Origin of the sequence: Acinetobacter sp. G11 (assembly GCF_049808495.1) — a bacterium.
GTDB lineage: Bacteria > Pseudomonadota > Gammaproteobacteria > Pseudomonadales > Moraxellaceae > Acinetobacter > Acinetobacter kookii.
This window is the reverse complement of the sequence record NZ_JBNCAT010000022.1, coordinates 1-16,727: the sequence shown is the minus strand read 5'-3', so window position 1 is coordinate 16,727 and position 16,727 is coordinate 1. Positions and strand designations below refer to the sequence as shown.

The 16,727-nt window shown below is 40.1% G+C and carries 16 protein-coding genes; 8 read left to right on the top strand and 8 right to left on the bottom strand.

Annotated features, from left to right (window positions below; translation table 11 throughout):
* Positions 1 to 52: 52 nt before the first annotated feature.
* Positions 53 to 448, top strand: coding sequence for a hypothetical protein (locus ACPUEY_RS09520; RefSeq protein ID WP_425121933.1), 396 nt, complete (start codon positions 53 to 55; stop codon positions 446 to 448).
* A gap of 352 nt (positions 449 to 800) precedes the next feature.
* On the opposite strand, the gene ACPUEY_RS09515 is transcribed toward ACPUEY_RS09520, so the two are convergent.
* Entirely contained in the window at positions 801 to 2,735 is a 1,935-nt protein-coding gene (locus ACPUEY_RS09515) for an ATP-binding cassette domain-containing protein (RefSeq protein ID WP_425121912.1), read from the bottom strand.
* Between the two features lie 240 nt (positions 2,736 to 2,975).
* On the opposite strand from ACPUEY_RS09515, the gene ACPUEY_RS09510 reads away from it, so the two are divergent.
* The 4 genes from ACPUEY_RS09510 (at position 2,976) to erpA (ending at position 6,930) form a co-directional block, all read left to right on the top strand.
* Positions 2,976 to 3,983: a putative solute-binding protein gene (locus ACPUEY_RS09510; RefSeq protein ID WP_425121911.1), complete on the top strand. Its 1,008-nt coding sequence runs from the start codon at positions 2,976 to 2,978 to the stop codon at positions 3,981 to 3,983.
* Between the two features lie 234 nt (positions 3,984 to 4,217).
* Positions 4,218 to 5,228 (top strand): putative solute-binding protein, encoded by a 1,011-nt coding sequence (locus tag ACPUEY_RS09505; protein ID WP_425121910.1) that lies wholly within the window; start codon positions 4,218 to 4,220, stop codon positions 5,226 to 5,228.
* 238 nt (positions 5,229 to 5,466) lie between these two features.
* Complete coding sequence (locus ACPUEY_RS09500; protein ID WP_425121932.1) at positions 5,467 to 6,477, top strand: putative solute-binding protein; 1,011 nt, start codon at positions 5,467 to 5,469, stop codon at positions 6,475 to 6,477.
* Between the two features lie 117 nt (positions 6,478 to 6,594).
* Positions 6,595 to 6,930 (top strand): iron-sulfur cluster insertion protein ErpA, encoded by a 336-nt coding sequence (gene erpA, locus ACPUEY_RS09495; protein ID WP_092820961.1) that lies wholly within the window; start codon positions 6,595 to 6,597, stop codon positions 6,928 to 6,930.
* Between the two features lie 92 nt (positions 6,931 to 7,022).
* Here the strand turns inward: erpA and ACPUEY_RS09490 are convergent, their stop codons facing one another.
* The 5 genes from ACPUEY_RS09490 to grpE form a co-directional block, all read right to left on the bottom strand.
* Positions 7,023 to 7,400, bottom strand: a complete 378-nt coding sequence (locus tag ACPUEY_RS09490; protein WP_165493289.1) for a hypothetical protein — start codon at positions 7,398 to 7,400, stop codon at positions 7,023 to 7,025.
* A 119-nt stretch (positions 7,401 to 7,519) separates the two neighbouring features.
* Complete coding sequence (locus ACPUEY_RS09485; protein WP_425121909.1) at positions 7,520 to 8,431, bottom strand: matrixin family metalloprotease; 912 nt, start codon at positions 8,429 to 8,431, stop codon at positions 7,520 to 7,522.
* Between the two features lie 140 nt (positions 8,432 to 8,571).
* The gene (locus ACPUEY_RS09480; RefSeq protein ID WP_425121907.1) at positions 8,572 to 9,021 is read right to left on the bottom strand and encodes a hypothetical protein; all 450 of its coding nucleotides are present in this window, start codon (positions 9,019 to 9,021) and stop codon (positions 8,572 to 8,574) included.
* A gap of 119 nt (positions 9,022 to 9,140) precedes the next feature.
* Positions 9,141 to 11,084 carry a molecular chaperone DnaK gene (dnaK, locus tag ACPUEY_RS09475; RefSeq protein ID WP_092820969.1) on the bottom strand — a complete coding sequence of 648 codons (1,944 nt, stop codon included), beginning with the start codon at positions 11,082 to 11,084 and terminating at the stop codon, positions 9,141 to 9,143.
* 123 nt (positions 11,085 to 11,207) lie between these two features.
* Positions 11,208 to 11,756, bottom strand: coding sequence for a nucleotide exchange factor GrpE (grpE, locus tag ACPUEY_RS09470; protein ID WP_425121906.1), 549 nt, complete (start codon positions 11,754 to 11,756; stop codon positions 11,208 to 11,210).
* Between the two features lie 946 nt (positions 11,757 to 12,702).
* On the opposite strand from grpE, the gene ACPUEY_RS09465 reads away from it, so the two are divergent.
* The gene (locus tag ACPUEY_RS09465; protein ID WP_131273584.1) at positions 12,703 to 12,933 is read left to right on the top strand and encodes a hypothetical protein; all 231 of its coding nucleotides are present in this window, start codon (positions 12,703 to 12,705) and stop codon (positions 12,931 to 12,933) included.
* 238 nt (positions 12,934 to 13,171) lie between these two features.
* Here ACPUEY_RS09465 and ACPUEY_RS09460 read toward each other — a convergent pair whose 3' ends face one another.
* Positions 13,172 to 13,687: a hypothetical protein gene (locus tag ACPUEY_RS09460; RefSeq protein ID WP_425121905.1), complete on the bottom strand. Its 516-nt coding sequence runs from the start codon at positions 13,685 to 13,687 to the stop codon at positions 13,172 to 13,174.
* A 203-nt stretch (positions 13,688 to 13,890) separates the two neighbouring features.
* On the opposite strand from ACPUEY_RS09460, the gene ACPUEY_RS09455 reads away from it, so the two are divergent.
* On the top strand, positions 13,891 to 14,961 hold the full coding sequence (locus ACPUEY_RS09455; protein WP_425121931.1) for an alpha/beta hydrolase: 1,071 nt from the start codon (positions 13,891 to 13,893) through the stop codon (positions 14,959 to 14,961).
* A 55-nt stretch (positions 14,962 to 15,016) separates the two neighbouring features.
* Here the strand turns inward: ACPUEY_RS09455 and ACPUEY_RS09450 are convergent, their stop codons facing one another.
* Positions 15,017 to 15,685 (bottom strand): acetoacetate decarboxylase family protein, encoded by a 669-nt coding sequence (locus ACPUEY_RS09450; protein WP_425121904.1) that lies wholly within the window; start codon positions 15,683 to 15,685, stop codon positions 15,017 to 15,019.
* Positions 15,686 to 15,787: 102 nt separating this feature from the next.
* Here ACPUEY_RS09450 and ACPUEY_RS09445 point away from each other — a divergent pair, with 102 nt between their 5' ends.
* Positions 15,788 to 16,357 carry a peptidylprolyl isomerase gene (locus ACPUEY_RS09445; protein ID WP_425121903.1) on the top strand — a complete coding sequence of 190 codons (570 nt, stop codon included), beginning with the start codon at positions 15,788 to 15,790 and terminating at the stop codon, positions 16,355 to 16,357.
* The last annotated feature ends 370 nt before the right edge of the window (positions 16,358 to 16,727 follow it).

The following is a 16,727-nucleotide window of genomic DNA, read 5'->3' as shown; positions in this document are numbered from 1 at the left end:
TGATGACTCTAAGCAAGAGGAAATCATCATGCAATATGACGAGGTGGGCGCTATGGATCAAGAATTGAAACAGATACGCGATATCTGGACTCAGGCCTTTTTTAGCGGAGATTACGAGGTTCTGGCTCAGTATGAACATGAACAGTTCAAAGTGGTCTACGAGCAGGAAGGTCGTGTGGAAAGCAATTTTGTCCGTTATGACCGGATTGCGCATGCTGTAAAAAATGGTGTCTGGAAGCCCCAAAAACTCGCAGTTGAGTTTGAAGAATTTGATTATGATAAAGATTTAAAGCATTGCCAGGTCTTGATTGGTTTGCAGGATCAGAAACAGATTCGGGAATTATGGGTCAGGGAGGGCGTCTGGAAAATAATCGAACTCAGGTTTTTAAAACGCAAAAAAAAACAGCTCAAGATAAGTCAAAAAACTAATTTTAAACGACCAACATAGTGGAAAGCTTTGTGTGGATAAGTTTTTAAACTGCCATTTTAGCTCAATAGAAAAGTGAAAAATAACTTATCCACAAGATAAACTGATCTTTTATTTTAAATTTAAACTGGAATTTTGAAGGGTTGTGGATAAGGTATTTAAATTTAAAACCTTGTTTTAAATTTATTTTAGGATGATTTTGAATTTAAAACTTGATCGCGTTGTTAAATTGAAAATAAGCCGTCATAGTTGGCTAAAATGGCTATAAGAATGGTTGTGTAGAAAAATTAAAAAATCGCAGCACGCCTTAAATATTGTACCGCGATCATAAAATAAGCATCACTTTAGCTTTGCTTAACAATGGAAAAATGCCTTATTCAAAAGAACTTTCAAGCTCTTCCAGTTCCATCATCAACTCTAGCATCTGTTCTTCTGCCGTTTCCAGCTGGCTTTTTAACTGAGTTTGCTCATTCATCAGCTTGAGTAGATCATCTTTACGATTTGCTTCATACATTGCCGTATCACCCAGTAATACTTCAATTTCAGCCAAACGTGGTTGCAGCTTGCTGATCTGTGCTTCATTTTTTTCAATATTTTTACGAATCGGGCGGCTCAGTTCACGGCGGCGCGCAGTTTCTTTACGTTGAGCCTCTTTATCGAGTTTTGAAATTGCCGGTTTTACTTCTACTTGTGACTTCACGGGTTCAGCAGGTTTCTGACCATTTTTCATCAGGTCAATCCGTGCCTGGCGTAACCAGTCTGCATAGGCAACCAGATCACCATCGAATTCACGGCATTGACCATTGTGGACGAGCAATAATTCATCACAGACGCTGGCGATCAATTGACGCTCATGCGATACCAACACCACAGCACCTTCAAAGTCTTGTAAGGCCATGGTCAGGGCATGACGCATATCAAGGTCCAGATGGTTGGTCGGTTCATCCAGAATCAACACGTTAGGACGTTGCCAGACAATTAAAGCCAAAGCTAGACGCGCACGTTCACCGCCGGAGAAGCCTTCACTTGGGGTGTCCATACGTTCGCCACTAAAACCAAAGCTGCCGAGGAATGAACGTAACGTTGCTTCACTGATTTTCTTGTCCGCAATTCGTGACAATTGCAGCATTGGGCTGGCACTCCCATCCAGGGCGTCCATTTGATGCTGGGCAAAATAACCGATATTCAGCAATTCAGAATCTTTGCGCGTCCCTTTGAGCAGTTTCAGATCACCCACCAAAGATTTGATCAGTGTCGATTTACCGGCACCATTCATCCCGAGTAAACCAATCCGGCTGCTGGGTGTGATTTGCAAATTGACGTTGGTTACAATTAGCTTGTCTCCATAGCCAATATCTGCATGTTCCAGTTGCAGCAGCGGTGAGCTCATTTTAGTCGGTTCACGGAAACTGAAGGTAAATGGTGTATCCACATGTGCAGCAGAAAGTTCCTGCATGCGTTCTAATTGTTTAATCCGGCTTTGTGCCTGTTTGGCTTTGGTGGCTTTGGCCTTAAAGCGGTCAATAAATTTTTGTAAATGTGCCCGTGTTTCAAGCTGTTTTTCATAAGCTTGCTGTTGTTGTGCCAGACGTTCACTACGGGTACGTTCAAATGTGGAATAATTTCCGGTATAGAGCGTCAGCTCCTGATTTTCGATATGTAGAATATGATCGGTAACGGCATCCAGAAAATCACGGTCATGCGAAATTAAAATCAGGGTGCCTTCATAGGCTTTTAACCAGTCTTCCAGCCATAAAATGGCATCCAAATCGAGATGGTTGGTCGGTTCATCCAGTAACAGCAAGTCGGAACGGCTCATCAGGGTACGGGCCAGATTTAAACGCATGCGCCAGCCACCCGAAAAACTTGAAACATCCAGTTGAGACTGATGTTCAAAGAAGCCCAGACCGGCCATCAATTGTGATGCTTTGGATGGTGCAGAGTAGCCATTAATTTCATCAAAACGACCATATAAATGCGCTAATTCCTCATTATTGAGGTCTTCAGGATGTTCCAGTTTGTGCTGGATGTCCCAATATTCTTCATCTCCGGACAGAACAAAATCGATGGCTTTCATCTCCAGCGCTTTAATTTCCTGGGCCATATGGGCCACCGTCCAGGCAGCAGGACGGGTCAGGGAACCACCATCCGATTCCATTCCACCCAACAATGCCGCAAACAAGGTCGATTTTCCTGCGCCATTGACACCGGTTAGGCCAATTTTCCATCCTGGATGTAGCTGCATAGACGCTTTTTGAAATAAAACACGTCCACCGCGACGTATAGAAAGTTGATCTAACTGAATCATTGAAATATCTAAATGAGAAGAATGGTGAGCGTATTCTAAAGGAAGCGGCTCAGAAAATAAAAAGGCAGTGCATGATTCTTTTTTATAAAGGGATGATTTTCAGTAAATTAAGAAAAATGTGACAAATTGTGCAAAAAACAGCCTTTTGTCAGAAAGATAGTGCTAATGCTATTTTTACTATTAAAACAAAACTATAGTGATTTTCTAAGAGGAATAAGTGAAAAAAGAAGAAGGGGTATTATGAATAAAGGAACTTTTATTTTATCAACACTCACACTTTTGAGTTTTTCAGGCTTGGCTCAGGCAAAACAAAATATCTGTGTATTCGATCTACTCGGTAAAGCCGGTGAGTCCTATAAATTAATTGAAGAATGGGGCTTAGCCAGTAAAAACTGGGGTGCTGAGGTCAATTTAATACCCTATCAAGATGAGGCAAAAATAGAAAAAGATTTTAAAGCCGGTGTCTGTGATGCCTTTTACATGACCTCAATGCGCGCCCGTGCCTATAACAAATTTGCCGGTTCAATTGATGCACTCGGTGGCGTTCCAAGTAATCAGATTGCACAAAAAGCCATTTCTTTTGTATTAGACAAACGCAATAAAAAGCGGCTGATCAGTACCATTGCCAATGAAAAATATGAGGTGGCAGGGATTGGGCAAATTGGTACCGCCTATCTTTTTGTACGCGATAAATCAATTAATTCTATAGAGAAAGCAAAAGGTAAAAAATTTGCGATTCTGCATTATGATCAGGCGCAAAAAATTGTTGTCCAGCGTATTGGTGCGGTACCGGTGATGGCTGATATTTCTAATTTTGTGAAAAAATTCAACAATGGTGAAGTCGACATGATTGCGTCACCTGCTTATGCTTTTAAGCCGCTAGAAATTTATAAGGGTTTAGGCTCTAACGGGGCCATGATTAATTTTCCAGTGGTCAATGTGACTGCCGATCTGGTGATTCGCCCGGAAAAATTTCCTGAAGGTTTTGCAGACCAATCGCGTAGCTGGTTTATAAAGCTTTTACCGAAAAGCTTTGCGATGGTGCAGCGCCTGGAAGCAGGAATTCCTGCCAGATATAAAGTGAATTTAACCAAGGAAGATCATGATAAATATCAGAAATTATTGCGGGATGGACGTCTAGACCTGACCCGGCAAGGAATTTATGAGCCGACCATGATGACGGTGCTGAAAAAAGCCCGTTGTACTGTGGAACGAACCAACTTTGAGTGTTCATTAAGCGGTGAATAAAGACATCATTATTGTATTCATTTGTAAAATAGCGCAAATTCCATAAATTATAGCTAAAAATCGTTATTACATAAGTTTATGATTTTTATTGTGAACTTAAAAAATGGAAAAAGATTGGCATTTTAAGCCTGATTAATTGGAGTAAATGCTCTATTTTTTTAGAATAAACTTGCTTAATATTTGTGGCGTGAACGGATACTCGTCAAACAACAAGATTCCAAAAGGACCGAAATAATGAAAAAAACGATTTTCACATTGGCAACATTTGCTGCTGTCGGCTTAGCGAGCACAGCGCAAGCTGCCAAAGTCGATGTATGTGTATTCGATTTACTGGGTAAATCGGGTGAATCTTTTCAAATGGCCCAGGAATGGGCACTGGCTGCCAAAGGATGGGGCGCGGAGATTAATCTTATTCCACGTCAAGACGAAGCAGTTGCGGATAATGACTTTAAAGCCGGTAAATGTGACGGCGTGTTTATGACCGCGATGCGTGCTCGTCAATACAACAAATTCGCAGGCTCTATTGATGCTCTCGGTGGTGCACCAAGTAATGCGATTGCTCAGCGTGCCATCACTTTTGCTTTGGACAAACGTAATGCGGCGAAAATGGTCAGTAATTTAGGCGGCAAAAAATATGAAGTGGCGGGTATTTCACCTTTAGGTTCGGCTTTTATTTTTGTACGTGATAAACAGATTGACTCGATTGAAAAAGCAGCAGGCAAAAAATTTGCCGTATTGGGTTATGACGATGCACAAAAAATTATGGTGCAGCGTGTAGGGGCGCAAGCGGTGATCTCTGACGTTTCTAACTTTGTCGCAAAATTCAATAACGGACAGGTAGATATGGTGGGTGCACCAGCCTATGCGTATAAGCCTTTAGAAATCTATAAAGGTTTAGGTTCCAATGGTGCAATGTTTAATTTCCCTGTACTCCAGGTGACCGCAGATTTTGTGATCCGTCCAGACCAATTTCCGGCAGGCTTTGGTCAAAAATCACGTGATTGGTTTGTGAAAAACTTACCAAAAAGTTTTGCCCTGATTAATCGTCTGGAAGCCAATATTCCAGCCAAGTTTAAATTGAACCTGACTGCAGAAGATAAAACCAAATACCAGAAATTATTGCGTGAAGGCCGTATGGATATGACCAAACGTGGTATTTATGATGCAGGTATGATGGGGATTTTGAAAAAGGCTCGCTGTTCTGTCGATAAAGCGAATTTCGAATGTTCACTTGGTGGTGAATAATATTGATTTTTAAAAAGAAAGCCTAGATTAAATCTGGGCTTTTTTGTCGCCTGGATTTTGTCATCTTTGCAATTGTGGTGAGTAAAAAAAGCGTAATCTTTACAAAACAGTAAAATTTTATCAGCCTCAAAAAAAAGGTCTTCAAGACCAACCGTTAATGGCTGATGAATAAAAAAAGCAAAAAACCATTCAATCCGAGATTGAATAAAATAATGATACAAGGAAGAAAAAAATCATGATGCCATGCTCTAAAACACTGCTGCTTGGTCTGGGTTTATGTGCAGTTACCAGTATGACTCAAGCCAAACAAGTAATTTGCGTATTTGATTTAGTGGGTAAAAGTGGTGATGTTTTTGCCTTGATGAAAGACTATCAATTGGCAGCCAAAAATTGGGGTGCCGATATTGAATTGCGTGTAGGCCAGAACGAAGCGGTCATCGCTGAGGATTTTAAAGCTGGAAAGTGTGACGGGATTAGTGTGACCGGTATGCGCGGTCGTCAGTTTAACCATTTTACCGGTTCACTGGATGCCATTGGTGCGATTCCCGATTTAAAACTGGCGGTAAAAGTCATGCAGGGTTTAGCCAGTCCGACTTTTGCCAAACATATGGTGAATGGTAAATATGAAGTGGTCGGTGTAATTCCAGTCGGCGACGCTTTTTTAATGGTCAATGACCGTAATATCAATACCGTTGCGAAAGCCGCAGGCAAAAAAATTGCCGTACTTGATTACGACGAAGCACAAAAAATTATGGTTCAGCAAGTAGGTGCACAAGCGATCAGTGCAGATGTCACCAATTTTGGCGCTAAATTTAACAATGGCCAGGTCGATATTATTGGTGCACCTGCTGCCGTATTTAAACCTTTAGAACTCTATAAGGGTTTAGGGAATAAGGGCGCAATTGTGAATTATCCTATTTTACAGGTGACTGGTAATGTGATTATCCGTCCAAATAAATTTCCGGCAGGATATGGGCAAAAGTCACGTGAATGGGTAAAAAGCCAGTTACCTCGTGCCTTCGGGATTTTAGGCAAAATGAAAGCCGATATTCCGCAAAAATACTGGATGCAAATTCCTGAAGCAGATAAGGCAGGCTATCAAAAACTCATGCGCGAGTCGCGGGTCGATTTAACCAAACGCGGTGTTTATGATAAACGGATGATGAAGTTGCTCTGGCAATTCCGTTGTAAGCAGGATCCAAAGAATTTCGAATGTAGTCTGCAGGATGAAAACTACAAACAATCTTGAGAAAAATACTCTGATTTAACTTTAAATCTGTAAATACTGACCATATATTGGGTATGCTATACTTGATATATGGTCTTTTATATTTCAAGACACCTGAATTGAACAGAGGAATCCCACATGAATGCCCAAGCTCTGGTGCTGACCGACAATGCTGCGAATAAAGTACGCCAATTGCGTGATAGCGAAGGCAACCAAGAATTAATGTTACGCGTTTATGTTACAGGTGGCGGTTGTTCCGGTTTCTCTTATGGCTTTAACTTTGCTGAAAGCATGAATGAAGATGATGCTGAATTTGTCAATGGCGATGTGAAAATGCTGGTCGATTCACTCAGCTATCAATATCTTGTCGGTTCGGAAGTTGATTATGTAGAAGGTCTGGAAGGTTCACGTTTTATTGTGAATAACCCCAATGCAACAACAACCTGTGGTTGTGGTTCATCTTTCTCAATTTAATCGAATAATCAAATATAAAAAGCCCTCCAAACATGGGGGCTTTTTTATGGCAGTTCAGCCTGCTGAGTTGCAGTTTCAAGCTATTTAAATGATTAAGCTTGTAGTTTAGCTGCTTCTAAAATATCAAAAATAACGGTAGTCACATCTTGGCTTAAATCGCGATTGTTAAAAATCTCATAAGCGCTAATGGTGATATCGGTATCACTTGGCAATAAGCGCTGTTCTTCTTCAATCAAATCTTGAATAGGCAACAGGGTCTGTTTGACTTGTAAATGTAGAATATCTTTATATTCAATATTTTCATCTTCAAGTTCAATCTGTTGCTCATTGAAATAAGGTAAAAGAATGGAATGGAGATAAGGCTGAATCTCAATAATATCAAAAATTTCAATATCGCGAGTCTGCTCAATCGTACTGATGTGATCATTTACTTCAATAAGAATATGGTAGTAACTCACATGCATCTCCACAGGTTTCTGTTGTCATTTCTTGTTATTACCATAACATGAAATTTGCCTGATTGCCGATATCTTACTATTCATAGATTTATAAAAAGTAAGGTTTTTTTGCATTGTATCTCAAGTTGGGCCTAACGTGCCTGCAACAAGGCAATATCAGCAGCGGACAAGCGGAAATTTTGCATGTTTTGATCTTTCATGAGCGGATACATCAGCGCTTGCGGGTCCTGATTATGTTTCAAGCCTAAGGCATGGCCGAATTCATGTGCCAGCGTCAAGCGTAAATCTTCAACCGATTCAAATTCGTAGATGTTAATTTGCTTGCCATTAAATGAACCTTTATCAAATAATCGCGGCTGAAAGCGCTGATTAAAGCTTTTTACAGAACTATCAATCTGTTGATTAAGCTGATTCAGTTCATCGACCTGAAGATTAAGCTGTTGAATTTTTTGGTTATAAATACTGATTTCCTGCTGCAGTGCAAAGATTTGCTGTTGTAATTGATTTTGCTGCTGCATGAGCTGGTCACGTTGTGAAGGCGGGATTCCGCCATGCTGATTAATGACGGCTATCTGCTGATTGTAGTGTTGTAACTGCAGATCTAATTGATGTTTTCTCGCTTCGAGCATGGCATTGGTACGGTCTAGCTCATCTTTGAATTGCTTCAGTTGCTGGTTTTTATTGACCCACACTTGCTGGTTGTGTTGAATCTGTCCGATTTGCTGGCGACGTTGCACCGATTCATCTTGGCGTTGGTCATAAATTAAATGGAGGGTGAGCCGGGCATCGGGATCATAAACAAAATAGTCTTGGCCTGTACCCGCTTTCCAGATGTCAGTGGCTTGCTGGCTGATCTGTTTCAGTTCATTTTCACTCAGGCCAAAACGTGGATCAATTTCAGCAATGCGGTAACGTAACCGGGTATCGAAAGGATGCTGAATACGATCCAGCAGCTTGTTGTTGCGAATTTGGGGATGATTTCGGGTTTGATAGGTCATGCCTAAAAGAAAGATGACCAAAAGGCTGAGGAGCACTAAGCGCATAAAAGCTTAAAAACATTATTTTTTTATACTGTATAACAATTAAGCAAAAATAAAAATCAAAAAACCGCGCTTTTGTGCGGTCTTTTCTTAAATTCCATACATTAGTTTTTGTCATGCTTAAGTTCAGGAAATTTAGCATCTTAAGCTTTATTTTTTGTTTTTTTAAACTGATCAATTTGTTTGGGCAAATTAGAATGATAGATGAAGATTAGACCTAAAAAATTGAATAAAAAAATAATAAGTTCAATTAAGTATTTAACATGGTAAGCATTCACATTTCGATGATTGAAAGTATAGAAACTCACTTCATATTTATACACCTGGAAAATAATATAGCTGATTAATCCCAAGCCCAATAAGATAAAGCCTTTTCCATAAGGGTAGCGCTGAGGTACCGATAATATCAGCAACACTATTGCTGATATTAGGAAACCAAGAGCAAAGGCCGCCTCTATACCTAAAGCTTGCAAATAATTAAATGGAGAAAGAAAAACACTAGAGGGTAATACGATAAACAGACTACCCATCGGGTAGAGCATCATGATTGCAAAGCCAGAAGCAATCAGTAGAAGCTTGATAAAATTATGCATATTTTTATTTTTTAAGTGATTTATATAGTTATATGTTAGTCAAAATCCCTCCTGTTGCCTATAAGATAACCAAAAAAAACCGCGCTTTTGCGCGGTCTTTTTTCTGTTAATTCGACAAATTATTTTTTGTCATCTTTAACTTCAGTGAACTCAGCATCTACAACGCCATCATCCGCTTTTTGTTGTTGACCTGCATCACCTTGGAATGCATTTGGGTCAAAACCTTGTGCGCCGCCTTGAGCACCTTGAGCAGCTTCATAAGCGCGTTGAGTGATCGGCATGATGATGTTTTGCAGTGCTTCAGTTTTTGCTTTGATCGCTTCAACGTCATTTTCTTTGGTTGCAGCTTCAAGTTCAGAAACCGCAGTTTCAACCGCAGTTTTTTCGTCAGCAGTCACTTGTTCGCCAAGATCTTTTACTGCTTTTTGCGCGCTAGAAACCAAAGCATCAGCTTCGTTACGTGCTTTTGCAAGTTCTTCGAACTTACGGTCTTCTTCAGCATTTGCTTCAGCATCTTTGATCATTGCTTCAATTTCAGCATCGCTCAAACCAGAGTTTGCTTTAATTTGAATGGATTGCTCTTTACCAGTGCTCTTGTCTTTCGCAGATACTTTCAAGATACCGTCAGCGTTGATATCGAACGATACTTCAATTTGTGGCACACCACGTGGAGCAGGTGGGATGTCGCCTAACTGGAAGTTACCCAACAATTTGTTTTGTTGAGCCATCTTACGTTCACCTTGGTAAACCGAAATGTCTACAGCAGGCTGGTTGTCTGCAGCAGTTGAGAACACTTGAGATTTCTTCGCAGGAATCGTGGTGTTTTTCTCGATGATTGCTGTTAACACGCCGCCCATCGTCTCAATACCAAGAGTCAATGGAGTTACGTCAAGTAAAAGTACGTCAGTCTTGTCACCAGACAATACCGCACCTTGAATTGCAGCACCAATTGCAACTGCTTCGTCCGGGTTCACGTCTTTACGTGGCTCACGACCAAAGAATTCTTGTACTTTTTGTTGTACAAGTGGCATACGAGACTGACCGCCCACCAGAATCACGTCAGAGATGTCTGAAGTTGAAAGACCGGCATCTTTAAGCGCAATACGGCAAGGTTCAATAGTACGTTCAACCAGATCAGCCACCAAACCTTCAAGTTTTGCACGCGTTACGTTGATCACCAAGTGTTTAGGACCAGTCGCATCTGCAGTGATGTATGGAAGGTTGATTTCAGTTGCATTAGATGAAGAAAGCTCGATTTTTGCTTTTTCAGCAGCTTCTTTCAAACGTTGTAATGCAAGTGGATCTTGTTTCAAGTTCACGCTTTGTTCTTTCTTGAATTCTTCAACCAGGAATTCAATTAACGCGTTATCGAAGTCTTCACCACCTAAGAAAGTATCACCGTTTGTAGACAATACTTCGATTTGCTGGTCACCGTCCAGGTCCGCAATTTCAATGATGGATACGTCGAAAGTACCACCACCCAAGTCGTAAACTGCAACTTTACGGTCGCCTTCTTTCTTGTCCATACCGAACGCAAGAGCCGCAGCAGTTGGTTCGTTAATGATACGTTTCACATCAAGACCGGCAATTTTACCAGCATCTTTAGTGGCTTGACGTTGTGCATCGTTGAAGTATGCAGGAACGGTAATTACCGCTTCAGTGACTGTTTCACCCAAATAGTCTTCTGCAGTTTTTTTCATCTTTTTCAAGATTTCAGCAGAGATCTGTTGTGGTGCAAGTTTCTTGTCGTTGACATCAACCCAAGCATCGCCATTGTCTGCCTGAATGATTTTGTAAGGTACCAGACCGATATCTTTTTGTACCGCTTGGTCCTGGTACTTACGGCCGATCAAACGCTTGATTGCGAATAGTGTATTTTTAGGGTTTGTGACTGCCTGACGTTTAGCAGACTGACCAACCAGGATTTCGCCATCTTTATAGGCAATAATAGATGGAGTGGTACGAGCGCCTTCAGCGTTGTCGATAACTTTAACTTTGTCGCCTTCAAGTACGGCAACGCAAGAGTTTGTTGTACCTAAGTCAATACCAATGATTTTAGCCATTTGGATGCTTCCTCAAAATTATTTTTTGCAATGTTTTTGCTTGTTATCCGATATGAGAGCCATTCAAAATTTTTCAAGTTGTTTGCATGAAAAAAAGTAGAAAAACTCTCGAATTTCTTTACCTTATTGACCCACGAGGACCATTGCCGGACGCAGTAAACGGCCTGAAAGGGCATAACCTTTTTGTAATACCGTACCGATTTCACCTGCTTTGACATCAGGTGCAATACCGACTGCCTGATGTAAATCCGCATTGAAACCGTTATTCATGTTGACTTCTACAACATTAAATTTTTCCAGCGTACTGAGTAACGATTTATGGGTCAGTTGAACACCTTCAAGTAATGGCGATTCAATATCACCAGCCGCCTGAATGGCACGTTCTAAATTGTCGACAGTTTCCAGCAACTCTTTAGCAAACTTCTCAATCACCGTTTCTTTATGCTTTTCAGCATCACGTTGAATACGTTCTACGCTTTTTTGTGCTTCATAGACCGCATTGGCTGTACGTGCTTTTTCAAGTTTTAAACTTTCTTCCAACTGGGTAATTTGGGCTTGTAAATCTTCAACTGAAACTGCGGCTTGTTCTGTTTCAGCTTGAGATTCTACTGTTTTTTGCTCAGCTTGCTCTTGCCCTAGATCTTGAGCGTCTTGATTTTGCTCAGTTGCCATAGATTTACTCCGTTTGAATGGGTTTTTAAACATGTCAGTCCTTTTGGCCTCAGTGCTAACCGCGTTAATCCTGAACTGCCATGAGTGATAATTCATGATTACTACAGAGTTCGGGGCAGACGCTAAAAATTCAAGCGAGACAAGCAATTAAATCTGTTTAATTTGATTAAAATTATTAAAAAGCATTATTTTTCTAAAATAAAATGTCAGATGATGTGGTAATTGCGGGTAAATATCAGGATTTAGACCCGGTTAAGCAGAGCATAGGTGGACCCCTGGTGACTAGCGCATCCTGATCTAAGTAAGCCTATTATTTATAGTGGAGTGAACGGCAGAAATAGCCGTTTCAATAGCCTAAACCGAATTAAGCTATTGAGAATAATATGTATGAGAAAGTTCATAGCATGTAAGCAATGAACTTCTTGAAGTTTATTTAGACTTAAAAACGATCAATATGCTATAAATTATATATTTCACAAAATTGCTAAGTACGCTTATTATTTAACCCAGATTCTATCGCTGTAGTTTCTTCTTGGTATTTAGAAATGTGTTTTCTAGGCTTATCCAATCTCCGGATAAGCTTTTTTTTTGCCTGAAATTTTCCGAATACAGAAAAGAAGAGAATTGATGTATTTATTTAGCAAAATTTTATCAGGATTTTGATAGATCTTTACAATTTCAATACTCATCTAAATGATGGGGAAATGCGTCATATTTCTGAGTTTTATATTGGATTAATAATATTAAATACAAAATGTTAATGGTCAAATTTGCGCTGAAACAAGCAAGTCAATTGAAAATTTTAATATTATAAAAACAAGTGAATAATTACATGATTTCGCAAAACTACAACTCAACAGGTGGGCAGTTACAATAAAAATTTTGAATGATAGGCAGCGCAAAGTTGGACTTTGCTTCATAAACTTAACCAACAAGGAAAATATGGATGAAAAAAACGGCTTTATTATCTTTAAGTGTGATTGCTGTTTCATTGACTGCGGTCGGTTGTACTTCTGCCGAAACCACACAAAATCCTGAGACTGCTCAAGTAACCACAGGTCTGGGTGTTTCCACTCAGGCACAACTGGGGGGAATTGGCGTTCAGGCAGATACTTCAGTTCATGCGGGCGCTACCCACTCTGGCTCTGCTTCTCAAAGTTCACAAGCTGCCCAGTAATCACAGGGCTATCGCCAGGATGAGATGATTTCTTCTTAGAGTCTTAGAGAAAGCTTTCAGCTGATGGTTGCAATAGATGGTAGCTCGGCTTTTGCTATCATCTATCTTAAAAGTTATCGCAAAGTTTCGTTGCGGAGAGAATAATGATTTTATCAGCACAGTATTCAATTCTAGGCCGGATTGTTGATTCATTAAATAAAGGATATTGAGGGGGAGGAACTTGCAGTGGTGAATGAGATCATCTCTCACGCTGCTGATGTTCTCGATGATCTGAATCTCGACGGTGATCCCTGCGTTTTTCCTGCACTTTATGCAGTTGCCGTATATCCACCTTTTTACGCTGCTGTTCTGCGCGCTTACGTTCAAGTTCACGCTTTTGGTGATTCCAGCCGGACTGGTTATTGCGACGCTGTTTGGCGATTCTTTTCCGCTGTTCCAATAGATGTTGCTGTTCACGTTTTTTACGTTCCCATTCAAACTGTTTCTGGCGGTTCTGTTCCCACTGACGACGCTCAGACTCACGTTTTTTGCGTTCTAACTCTAAACGGTTTTGGCGTTGTTGATATTCCCAACGTTGACGATCCCGCTCACGTTCATAGCGATAGTCATAACTTGAACCATAAACGCGATCATAACGACGGTGGTAGCGATCATCATAAGCGCCATTGTAATAGCCACCATCTTCAGGAAATGCCACACAGCCTACAGCTAAAAATGTCGTAGCTAATGAGAGTATAATCAGTCTTTTAGCCATAACGTATATCCTTCTTATGGCAAGGAGTAGCAAAAACACTCCGAAATATACATGGAAATAGTCAATGACAAGGTATAAAAAGAAGATTAGCGTATGAATGTTTTTACTGTGTATACAGATGATTAGACTTATATAAGATTATGGTCACGCATGGGCTGACCATGTAGAAAATGTGAAGATTAAAATAAAAGGAAGATGCAATGATGGTTGCTTTTAGCCGAACTTTACAGACCGTGTTAGAAAAAGGTCAAGGTACAGCTGCACGTACTCTGGACCGGTTACCCAGTTTTGCACAAAAATCTTTAGTTAGAATTTTAAGATATCCCCACCAGTATCCTGAACTTGATCCCTTAATCCAATGCATGATGGCAGCCCAGTTAAAACGCGGCAGTAATGGCTTTGTGAGTGAAGATATTATCCATGCGCGTAAAAGCTTTGATTTGCAAATGCAGTCCATCAAAGCTAAACCTACACCGGTAAAACAGGTGGAAGATCTGCGTTTACCTTTACACAGTGGAACCATTTTCGCGCGACATTACCATCCTGCACCTACTAAAAAATTGCCCATGGTGGTGTATTTTCATGGGGGTGGCTTTGTTGTCGGCAGTCTGGATTCGCATGATGAAGTCTGTCGTTTACTGGCAGTGCATGCCAAAGTACAGGTTTTGAGTATTGACTATCCTTTAGCACCTGAAGCGAGTCCGAATAAACTGATTCAAACCTGTGAAGATGCCTTGGCATGGGTCTATCAAAACAGAAAGCAGCTTAAAATCTTGAAAAATAGGATTTCAGTTGCGGGCGATAGCGCTGGAGGAAATATCAGCACCGTAGTTGCACAACGAGCTGCTCATAAAGTGTATGCACCGCAAGCCCAATTACTGCTCTATCCGGCAGTGGATTTTAAAAGCCGTCATCCTTCATTTTATGCCTATAATGAAGGGCTGGTTTTAACCGGTAAAGATGTGGATTTTGTGACCCACTATTATGCAGATACCCATCAGGTCGAACTGGATGATCCGCTCATTTCCCCGACCTATGGCAAGCATGACAAATTACCTCCTACGTTTGTGGTGACTGCGGGGCATGATGTATTACATGATGAAGGGGAAATTTATGCTCATAAATTACGTCATCGCGGTGTGAAAGTGCATTATCAGGAATATAGCGATCAAGCGCATGGTTTTGCCAATCTAACGCCAGTGTCTTATCGTGCTAAAAAGTATTTTATTGAAATTAGTAAAAACTATAAAAAGTTTTGGGATAAACACGCTTAGCTGTTTAGCTTGAGAACAAGCTGGAATATAAAGGTGTTTCACGTGAAACACTTTTTTATTTTTTCTCAATTTTAGCTTTAGGTAAGGTGAGGCTAAATTCTGGCACGTAAAAACTGTGCAAATAGCGGGCCTGAGAAAAATCGGGGAATATGTCCTGGGTGTTTTTCCAGCTGGCTTGTTTTAATTTGCTGAGTTTACCGCGAAATTGTGGAGTGAATTGATAGCGTAAACCTTGCCAGGCTTGGTAAATGTTGAGCAGCCGTGCAGGTAAATGGTGACTATTCACATAAAACGTCTGACTATGTTTATATTTCTGCAAGTGCAAACTCATTTCTTGCTGTTCAAAGCAAATCTTGCAATACACCACATCATCATGGATGAGCCATTCAAACTGGGCCAGCTGTTTTGGAATTCCCCAAAAGTGTTGACCGTTGACCATCGAACTTTCGGTAGAAACATAAATTTTAGGAATAGAAGACAAGCGCCTTTTACTGATTAAAGGATGATCCAAGATCAGCAATTCATCATATGGACCTACAGGAGAATCATGATAACGAACCAAAATCACCTGTACCACGCGGCCAATCGGAGAGGGAGCAATATAAAAATTCTGATGCTGCTCAATAAATTTGGGTGTTAACCAGTAATTCAAAATAAAAGCATCCCCATGTAAATGCCACGGTGGATAAAGGGAAAAAGTAGTTGTGTTTAATTCTTTGCTCATTGTCATACTCGTTTTATCTCAAAAAGAGAAGCTGTTATATTTATATTGAAAGATTAATATATCGACATTCACAATTACAACTTAACGTAGAAGAGTAAAGAAATGTTAAATAAAGCCTTATTTGCTATTAGTGTTGCATGTATGAGTTTGCAGGTGATGGCTGCAAATACCTTGGTAGAAATGAAAACGTCTATGGGAAATATTGAAATAGAGTTATTTAATGACAAGGCACCTATTTCTGCAAAAAACTTTGAAGGCTATATAAAAGATAACTTTTATAACGGCACGATTTTTCACCGGGTGATTCCCGGCTTTATGATTCAGGGTGGGGGAATGAATGCCAACATGGTAGAGAAACCGACCAAAGCACCCATCCAGAATGAATCTTATAATGGAGTAAAGAATGCACGTGGCACTTTGGCCATGGCACGAACCAACAAGCCAAATTCTGCAACAAGCCAATTTTTTATTAATACGGTAGACAATGACTTTTTAAACAGAAGTCAGATGAATGCCGGTTATGCGGTGTTTGGTAAAGTCACTAAAGGCATGGATGTGGTCGATAAAATCAGTCAAGTACCGACTGCAAACTTTGGCATGCATCAAAATGTACCCAAGCAAGCTGTGAAAATTATTAGTGTGAACATTAAAGCAGCAGAAGAGAAAAAGTAATAAAAAATAAAGCAGAAATATTTAATTCATATTTTTGCTTTAAAATTATATGTTTATATTTAAATTAGAATAAAAATGAACCAAAATAGTGCATAAAAATACATCACTCAATAAAACAATCAGTTAAAAGCACTTGCACGTGTACGAAATTGCCCTATAATGAGCTCATCCCGACGCGATACAGCAAACGAACTTAGCTGAACAGGTTAAGTTGTTAGATGTGTATTGTGTTATATTTTCTACTGACGAAGTGGAAAATAGATCATTAAGAGATTATGAAGAACAACTTGTGTGGATTTTTACTGGTTGATCGATCGAAATTATTTTCATTGATTGATGGTAGAAATTACTCGAAGTTTATTTGAGCAAA

Coding starts and splice junctions, on each gene's coding strand:
- ACPUEY_RS09520 (WP_425121933.1), top strand. CDS start 53: ATGGATCAAGAATTGAAACAGATACGCGATATCTGGACTCAGGCCTTT.
- ACPUEY_RS09480 (WP_425121907.1), bottom strand. CDS start 9,021: ATGCATAATTTTATCAAGCTTCTACTGATTGCTTCTGGCTTTGCAATC.
- ACPUEY_RS09450 (WP_425121904.1), bottom strand. CDS start 15,685: ATGAGCAAAGAATTAAACACAACTACTTTTTCCCTTTATCCACCGTGG.
- grpE (WP_425121906.1), bottom strand. CDS start 11,756: ATGGCAACTGAGCAAAATCAAGACGCTCAAGATCTAGGGCAAGAGCAA.
- dnaK (WP_092820969.1), bottom strand. CDS start 11,084: ATGGCTAAAATCATTGGTATTGACTTAGGTACAACAAACTCTTGCGTT.
- ACPUEY_RS09515 (WP_425121912.1), bottom strand. CDS start 2,735: ATGATTCAGTTAGATCAACTTTCTATACGTCGCGGTGGACGTGTTTTA.
- erpA (WP_092820961.1), top strand. CDS start 6,595: ATGAATGCCCAAGCTCTGGTGCTGACCGACAATGCTGCGAATAAAGTA.
- ACPUEY_RS09500 (WP_425121932.1), top strand. CDS start 5,467: ATGCCATGCTCTAAAACACTGCTGCTTGGTCTGGGTTTATGTGCAGTT.
- ACPUEY_RS09460 (WP_425121905.1), bottom strand. CDS start 13,687: ATGGCTAAAAGACTGATTATACTCTCATTAGCTACGACATTTTTAGCT.
- ACPUEY_RS09455 (WP_425121931.1), top strand. CDS start 13,891: ATGGTTGCTTTTAGCCGAACTTTACAGACCGTGTTAGAAAAAGGTCAA.
- ACPUEY_RS09465 (WP_131273584.1), top strand. CDS start 12,703: ATGAAAAAAACGGCTTTATTATCTTTAAGTGTGATTGCTGTTTCATTG.
- ACPUEY_RS09505 (WP_425121910.1), top strand. CDS start 4,218: ATGAAAAAAACGATTTTCACATTGGCAACATTTGCTGCTGTCGGCTTA.
- ACPUEY_RS09445 (WP_425121903.1), top strand. CDS start 15,788: ATGTTAAATAAAGCCTTATTTGCTATTAGTGTTGCATGTATGAGTTTG.
- ACPUEY_RS09510 (WP_425121911.1), top strand. CDS start 2,976: ATGAATAAAGGAACTTTTATTTTATCAACACTCACACTTTTGAGTTTT.
- ACPUEY_RS09485 (WP_425121909.1), bottom strand. CDS start 8,431: ATGCGCTTAGTGCTCCTCAGCCTTTTGGTCATCTTTCTTTTAGGCATG.